At 47.1% G+C, this 501-nt stretch carries 1 protein-coding gene; it reads right to left on the bottom strand.

What is annotated here, in order from left to right; genetic code table 11:
- A partial coding sequence (locus tag R7Z49_RS28040; RefSeq protein ID WP_318112933.1) for an alpha-amylase family glycosyl hydrolase occupies positions 1–501 on the bottom strand: 501 nt, incomplete at both ends.

Genomic DNA, 501 nt, shown 5'->3' on the forward strand with positions numbered 1-501 from the left:
CAATGGTTGAAGATCTGCTTTAACTGAATGAAATCAAACGGCGCTTTCGTCCATTTATCACCATTTGGGTAATCAACTTTTAGGTGGTGGAAGTTGAACACCATTGATAGCTCTTTGCCATCTAATGAAGAGTATTGCTGGCAGTGCTCTAGCGTGGTCGAAGACATTTCCCCCACCGTCACGCTGCCGTACTTTTGAAACACGGCTTCACTGATTTCTTGCAGATATTCGTGCACGCGAGGACCATCCGTATAGAAACGGCGGCCATCGCCAATATCATCACTTGGGAAGTCTTGCTGTTTAGAAATCAGGTTGATGACGTCGAGACGAAAACCATCCACGCCTTTGTCTGCCCAGAAACTGATGACTTCTTTGACTTCTTCACGCACCACTGGGTTTTCCCAGTTCAAATCCGCCTGCTCTTTAGCAAAAAGGTGCAAGTAGTACTGCCCTGTCGCGTCATCCAATTCCCAAGCATTGCCTCCAAACTTCGATTGCCAG

Source organism: Vibrio sp. 1562 (assembly GCF_033340155.1).
GTDB lineage: Bacteria > Pseudomonadota > Gammaproteobacteria > Enterobacterales > Vibrionaceae > Vibrio > Vibrio alginolyticus.